We start from the raw sequence: 6,809 nt of genomic DNA on the forward strand, positions 1-6,809 counted from the left end.
GGTAGGGGCGGCGGGGGCGAAGAAAACCCCCGGCACGCACCCTCCCGTCCTACCCTTGCCCCGTGAACGAGATGCCGCGATCGCATCGGCCCGCCAAGTCCATCAGAGTGCTGCTCGCCGAGGACCAGGGCATGATGCGAGGCGCCCTCGCACTGCTCCTGGGCATGGAGGAGGACATCGAGGTCGTGGCACAGGTCGCCGCCGGAGACACGATCGTGGACACCGCGCTCACCCACCGCCCCGACGTGGCACTGCTGGACATCGAACTACCCGGCAGGAGCGGCCTGGACGCAGCCGCCGAACTCCGCGACCAGGTACCGGACTGCCGCGTGCTGATCCTCACCACGTTCGGCCAGCCAGGCTATCTGCGCCGGGCCATGGAGGCGGGCGCCGCCGGGTTCCTCGTGAAGGACGGCCCGGTGGAGGAACTCGCCGAGGCGGTCCGCCGCGTACTGACCGGCGAGACCGTGATCGACCCGGCACTCGCCGCGGCCGCCCTGAGCGCGGGCCCCAACCCGCTCACCACCCGCGAGTGCGACGTCCTCAAGGCATCCGCGGACGGCGCGACCGTCGCCGACATCGCCGCGAAGCTCCACCTGTCCGAGTCCACGGTCCGCAACTACCTCTCCTCCGCGATCGGCAAGACGGGCACCCGCAACCGCATGGAGGCGATGCGGGAGGCCCGCCAGCAGGGGTGGCTGTGACGGCAGGGGTTCCGGCCCAGTACGCCTGCTCCGGCCGCATGGGCCTCACGGCATGCGCCTCACGACATGCGCCTCACTTCGTCACCTTCGTCGAGTCGTAGGACAGACCCTCGGGCGCCAGCACGACGAACCAGCTCATCCGGGAGCCCACGGCGTCGACCAAACGGCCCTCGTCACGGCCGATCTCGGTGGTCGACCCGTCGGACCAGGTGACGCGGACCTGCTGGGCGGCCGGGGGGACCCTGCCGATCACGAGCTGCCGGTCGGACTTCTCGTCGGGCTCGCCCTGCAGCGCGCCGTTGTCGAGCAGCGGCGTCGTGTAGGTCTTGGATCCCTTGCCCAACGGGACGCCGCCCTCGGAGAACTCCTCCTCGACCACCGACGAACTCCGGTCGCCCACGGTCAGGCGCACATAGACGCGCCCCTTGCCGACCCACTCCGACGGGTCCGGGGCCGTGGGTGTCGCCGAGCCCCGGTTGATGACCACCGGCACCACCTTGTAGAGGCGCTTCAGCGCCTCGTACTGACGGGACGACTCCGCCTCGTTCCGTGGCGCCCCCCAGACGTCGACCGCCACCTTCCAGTCCTTGCCGTAGTCGTGTCCCGTCTCCAACGTCGTCTTCTGCGGCTTGTACACATGCCGCTCCTCCGCCGTGGCCGGCCGTGTCGCCGCCGGGGACACCCGGCCCCCGTCGCCGTCCGTCATCGCGGTCAGGGCGAGCGTGCCCGTCGCCCCCGCGATCACCACCGCCGCGACGGCCGCGACCGTCCAGCGGCGTGTCTTCCGGCGCCTGCCTCCCCGTACGACGGCCTGGCAGGGGGCCGCGCCGATGCGGACCGCGTCCGTCGCGTCCGCCAGGAGCAGGGTGATGTCCCGGGACACCGCGTCGCCGTGCGTCGTCCCGTGGTCGGGTGTGCCGTGATGGGGCGTGCCGTAGCCGACCATCCCGCGGTCGGGCTTCCCGTCGCCGGCCATCCCGCGGTTGTTCTCCTGGTCCGAGCTCATCACTTCCGCCCTCCCTGCGTCACCGTCTCGGCCAGGCCCGGCAGGGCCCTGAGTTTCGCGATCCCCTTCGCCGCGTTGCTCTTCACCGCTCCCACCGAGCACCCCATCGCCTCCGCCGTCTGCGCCTCGCTCAGGTCCTCCCAGTACCGCAAGACCACCGCCTCCCGCTGGCGCGGGGGCAGGTGGGACAGTGCGGTGAGCAGCGTTCCCCGGTCGTCGGCCTGGGCCATCCGGTCGCCGCCGTCCGGCAGTTCGGGCACCAGGGGCGAGTCGCTCCTCGGCGCCAGCAACTCCTTGAGGCGTCTGCGGTGTCTGCGCGCGTGTGCGTTGATCATCACGCGCCGTACGTACGTGTCCGGGTCCTCGGCCGACGCGACCCTGCGCCAGGCCACGTAGACCTGCTCGAACGTCGTCTGGACCAGGTCCTCCGCGGCGTGCTGCTCCCCGGTGAGGAGAAAGGCCGTTCTCAGCAGTCGTGGCCAGCGGCCGATGAAGAAGCTCTGGAACTCCGCGTCCCGAGCCTGCTTCCGATCCCCCATGGGCACCTCCTTGATGCCTCATACAGTCCATGGGGACCGGATCGCGTTGCCCCGCCGGTGAATTTCCTCGCCGGTGAGTCTCCTCCACTCGCCGGCCTGCCCGCCTGCCCGCCTACCGCCTCCGCCGGGTCTCAGTCCGCGGAAGCCCCGCGCGGCAGCCACGCCAGCGCCATCACCGCCGTCACCAGCAGCACGGTTCCGCCCGTGCGGAACACCAGGGCGTACCCCGCCGTCAGGGCCTCGGGCGAGGTGCCGCCCGCCGTACGGGCCGCCGCGATCGTCGACATGGCGGCGAGGCCGAGGGAACCGCCCATCGTCCGCGAGGTGTTGACGAGCCCGGACACCAGGCCCTCGTCCCCGGGCGCGGCCCCGGCCGTGGCGAGCGCGGCCAGCGGGGTCGCCGACAGGCCCGCGCCGGCCATCATCAGGACGCCGGGGATCATGATCGCGGTCACGTACGAACCGTCCGCCGTCATCGTGGACTGCCACCCGAACCCGGCGGCGGCCACCAGTATCCCGAGCACCACGGAATGCCGTGCCCCGAGCACCGGCATGAGCCGGGGCGCGAGCTGGGCTCCGAGCAGTACGGCCAGCGAACTCGGCATCCCCGCGAGCCCGGCCTCCAGCGGGGTGTAGCCGAGTACGTTCTGCGCGTACAGCGTCATGAAGTACCAGGTGCAGAACATCACCGCGCCGCACACGAACATCGCCGTGTTGGCCGACGCCACCGACCGCAGCCGCAGCAGCTTCGGCGGCATCAGGGGCGCCCTTGTCCGTGCCTCTACGGCCAGGAAGGCGCCGATCAGCGCCAGTCCGGCCAGCAGCGGCACCAGGGTCACGGCCGCCGTCCATCCCTCGGCCTCGGTCTGCACGATGCCGTAGGCGAGGGTCGCGAGGCCCGCCGTCACCAGGACCGCGCCCGGCAGGTCGAGCCGGCGCCTCTCCCCCGCCCGGCTCTCGACGAGCCGCCATGCCGCGCCGGCCAGTACCACGGCGCCCACGGGCACGTTGATGAGCAGCACCCACCGCCACGACAGGGTGTCCACCAGCAGCCCGCCGACCAGGCCGCCCGCGGCTCCCCCGCCCGCGCCGACCGCCATCCACGTGGCGATGGCCCGTGCGCGGGCGGGCCCCTCCGGTACGGCCGAGGTGACGATGGTCAGTGTCGAGGGCGCGAGCACGGCCGCCCCGAGCCCCTGGACGGTCCGTGCGAGCAGCAGGTGCCAGCCGTCCTGGGCGAGGCCGCCGCCGAGCGAGGCCAGGGTGAAGAGGGCGAGCCCGACGAGGAACATCCGCTTGCGCCCGTACAGGTCACCGGCCCGCCCGCCCAGCAGCATGAAGCCGGCGAAGGCGATGGTGTACGCGTTCACCACCCACTGGAGCCCCGCCACGCCGAGCCCGAGGTCGGTGCGCATCGACGGCAGCGCCACGTTGACGACGGACACGTCGAGGACGACGAGGAACTGCCCGGCGCACGCGAGCGCGACCAGGAGCCAGGTGGACGGCGCGGTGCGGCCGGGGGCGCGGGTGTCTTCGGCGGCTCTGAGCATGGGCCTCATGCTCTCAACCGCCCGCCGCCCCGGCATCGGCATTTCGCGCCGGTCCTCCTCGGCCGTGAGACCTACGCCGTACGGGCCAAGGAACCAACACCCCTGACGGAGCATCAGAAACCCATGTGAAGGTCAAGAATTCGTTAGCGACCCGAAACATCGGAATAGTTGCCCAGGTACACGGGGTTCAACACCCACGTACCCCGCACAACCCGAGTCCGGCCGCACGGACGACCGCTCAGACGCCCGCACGGACGACCGCGCAGACGACCACCCAGACGCCCGCCCGGACTCCCCTGCTCACACCCGGCCCGGAGGCCCCACGCAATGACGCGAACAACCGCAGACCGACCCACCCGGAAGGCGACCGGAGCCATCGTTCCGGTCCTCGCCTTCGCGGGGATCGTCGTCGCGGTGATGCAGACCCTGCTCGTACCGGTCATCAAGGACCTGCCGACGCTGCTGGACACCGCCCCGAGCAACGCCACCTGGGTCCTGACCTCCACCCTGCTCTCGGGCGCCGTGGCGACGCCGATCATGGGCCGCCTCGGCGACCTCTACGGCAAGCGGCGCATGCTGGTCCTCAGCCTCGCCGTGATGGTGGTCGGCGCTCTGGTCAGCGCGCTCACCAGCACGCTGCTCCCGATGATCGTCGGCCGCACCCTCCAGGGCTTCGCCATGGGCGCGATCCCGCTGGGCATCGGCCTGATGCGCGACATGCTGCCCCGTGAGCGGCTCGGCTCGGCGATGGCCCTGATGAGCTCCTCCATCGGCGTCGGCGGCGGTCTCGCGCTGCCCGCCGCGGCCCTGGTCGCCGAGCACGCCAACTGGCACGCCCTCTTCTACGGCGCCGCCGGCCTCGGCGCGCTCTCGATCGTCCTCACCCTCCTCGTCGTACCGGAGTCCCCGATGCGCGCCGAGGGCTCCTTCGACGTCCTGGGCGCACTCGGCCTCTCCACCGGCCTGGTCCTCTTCCTCCTCCCGATCACCAAGGGCAGCGACTGGGGCTGGACCTCGGGCACCACGCTCGGCCTGTTCGCAGCGTCCGCCGTCGTCCTCGTCCTCTGGGGCGTGATGGAACTGCGCATGAAGGCCCCGCTGGTGGACCTGCGCACCACGGCCCGCCCGGCCGTCCTCTTCACCAACCTCGCGTCGATCATGGTCGGCGTCAGCTTCTACGTCGTCTCCCTCGTCCTGCCGCAGCTGCTCCAGCTGCCGACGTCCACCGGTTACGGTCTCGGCCAGTCGATGGTCACGGCGGGCCTGCTGGTGGCCCCACTGGGCCTGACGATGATGTTCACGGCACCCGTCTACGCCCGCCTGTCGGCGAAGTACGGCCCCAAGGTCACCCTGATCCTCGGCATGCTGATCATCGCGATCGGTTACGGCGCCGGCCTCGGCCTGATGAGCGCCGCCTGGCAGAGCCTCGTCATATCGGTGCTCCTGGGCGCGGGCATCGGCCTCGCCTACTCCTCGCTCCCGGCGCTGATCATCGGCGCGGTCCCGGCCTCCGAGACGGGCGCGGCCAACGGCCTCAACACCCTGATGCGGTCCATCGGTACGTCGGTGTCGAGCGCCGTCATCGGCATGGTCCTCGCCGACACCGCGAACAACGTGAACGGCGTCGCGATCCCGACCATGCACGGCTTCCGGGTCTCCTTCCTGATCGCCACGGCCGCGGTCGCCCTGGGCCTGGTCCTCGCCCTGTTCCTGCCGGGCCGCCGCCCCGCGACCGGGCCGCAGTTGCGGGCGAGCAGCGAGGAGGACGCCAACCTGGAGCGCGCCGAGGAGGCCCTGGAGGCTCTGCGCGGCTTCCGCGGCCGGGTCCTGGACGCGGAGGGCTCCCCGGTCGCCCGCGCCAAGGTGACGCTGATCGACCGCCGTGGCCGTCAGACCGGCGCGGCCCTGTCCGCCGAGGACGGCAGCTACTCTCTCGCCGTCCCCGCCCAGGGCGCGTACGTCCTCACCGCGAAGGCCAACGGCCACGGCCCGCACGCTTCGTCCGCGACCCACCTGGGCGACGACCGGCCGGTGGACCTGGACCTGGCGCTCCCGGAGGCGACGGTCTCCGCCGGCTGATCCCGTGAGGCGACGGTCTCCGCCGGCTGAACCGCCGGCATGCCCCATGCTGCGGTGCCCCCTGCCGTACCCCCTGTCGTCCGTCCGGCAGGGGGTACGGCAGCATGGGCGCCCAGACGTTCGTACGACCGAAAGGGACCCCATGCCCGCGGCCCCCAAGCCCGAGATCCTGGCCGCGTTCGAGACGGCGAAGGGGTTCATGCCCACGGGTGAGGGCCTCGCCCTGTACGCGGCGGCCGTGGAGGCGGGGCAGCTCGGGCTCCCCCTGCTGGAGGTCGGCACGTACTGCGGCCGGTCGACGGTCCTGCTCGCCGACGCGGCCCGCGCGTCCGGCGTCACCGCGCTCACCGTCGACCACCACCGCGGCAGCGAGGAGCAGCAGCCCGGCTGGGACTACCACGACCCGTCCACCGTGGACCCCGAACTCGGCCTCATGGACACGCTCCCCACCTTCCGGCGCACCCTGCACCGGGCGGGCCTGGAGGACCATGTCGTGGCCCTGGTCGGCCGGTCGCCGCAGATCGCGAAGATCTGGAGCACTCCCCTCGCTCTCGTCTTCATCGACGGCGGCCACACCGACGAGCACGCCACCGCCGACTACGAGGGCTGGGCCCCCCACGTGGCCGAGGGCGGCCTCCTCCTCATCCACGACGTGTTCCCGGACCCCGTGGACGAGTTCACCGGCCAGGCCCCGTACCGCGTCTACCTCCGGGCCCTGGAGTCCGGCGCGTTCGCGGAGGTGTCGGTGACCGGCTCGCTGCGGGTGCTCCGGCGCACGGGGGCGGGGATCTGAGGGCCCCTCCGGACCTCTCCCCGGAACACCTGTCCCACGCGTTCACCCGAGTGGTGTCGGCGGCCTGCGACCCCCCGGGCCGCCCCGTAAGGTGGCAGTCGTGTCGTACGTAGGCCCGGACTTCGATCCGCCCCAGCC

General features: G+C 72.2%; 6 protein-coding genes. 3 read left to right on the forward strand and 3 right to left on the reverse strand.

All coding sequences use genetic code 11. The features are described from left to right. Positions 1-71 precede the first annotated feature (71 nt). On the forward strand, positions 72-704 hold the full coding sequence (locus FNH08_RS40920; protein WP_152776591.1) for a response regulator transcription factor: 633 nt from the start codon (positions 72-74) through the stop codon (positions 702-704). Positions 705-777: 73 nt separating this feature from the next. Here the strand turns inward: FNH08_RS40920 and FNH08_RS40925 are convergent, their stop codons facing one another. The 3 genes from FNH08_RS40925 to FNH08_RS40935 all read right to left on the reverse strand — a co-directional run bounded on the left by FNH08_RS40925 (position 778) and on the right by FNH08_RS40935 (position 3,799). Next, positions 778-1,710 (reverse strand): hypothetical protein, encoded by a 933-nt coding sequence (locus FNH08_RS40925; RefSeq protein WP_152776586.1) that lies wholly within the window; start codon positions 1,708-1,710, stop codon positions 778-780. Further along, entirely contained in the window at positions 1,710-2,249 is a 540-nt protein-coding gene (locus FNH08_RS40930) for a SigE family RNA polymerase sigma factor (RefSeq protein WP_152776587.1), read from the reverse strand. The genes FNH08_RS40925 and FNH08_RS40930 overlap by 1 nt, the downstream gene beginning before the upstream one ends. A gap of 131 nt (positions 2,250-2,380) precedes the next feature. Further along, positions 2,381-3,799: a DHA2 family efflux MFS transporter permease subunit gene (locus tag FNH08_RS40935; RefSeq protein ID WP_407704558.1), complete on the reverse strand. Its 1,419-nt coding sequence runs from the start codon at positions 3,797-3,799 to the stop codon at positions 2,381-2,383. A gap of 327 nt (positions 3,800-4,126) precedes the next feature. Between FNH08_RS40935 and FNH08_RS40940 the strand changes: the two genes are divergently transcribed. Together FNH08_RS40940 and FNH08_RS40945 are read left to right on the forward strand one after the other, a co-directional pair. Further along, positions 4,127-5,878: an MFS transporter gene (locus tag FNH08_RS40940; RefSeq protein ID WP_152776589.1), complete on the forward strand. Its 1,752-nt coding sequence runs from the start codon at positions 4,127-4,129 to the stop codon at positions 5,876-5,878. A 142-nt stretch (positions 5,879-6,020) separates the two neighbouring features. Continuing rightward, complete coding sequence (locus tag FNH08_RS40945) at positions 6,021-6,671, forward strand: class I SAM-dependent methyltransferase (protein ID WP_152776590.1); 651 nt, start codon at positions 6,021-6,023, stop codon at positions 6,669-6,671. Positions 6,672-6,809: the final 138 nt, after the last annotated feature.

Origin of the sequence: Streptomyces spongiae (assembly GCF_009377185.1) — a bacterium.
Classification (GTDB): Bacteria; Actinomycetota; Actinomycetes; order Streptomycetales; family Streptomycetaceae; genus Streptomyces; species Streptomyces spongiae.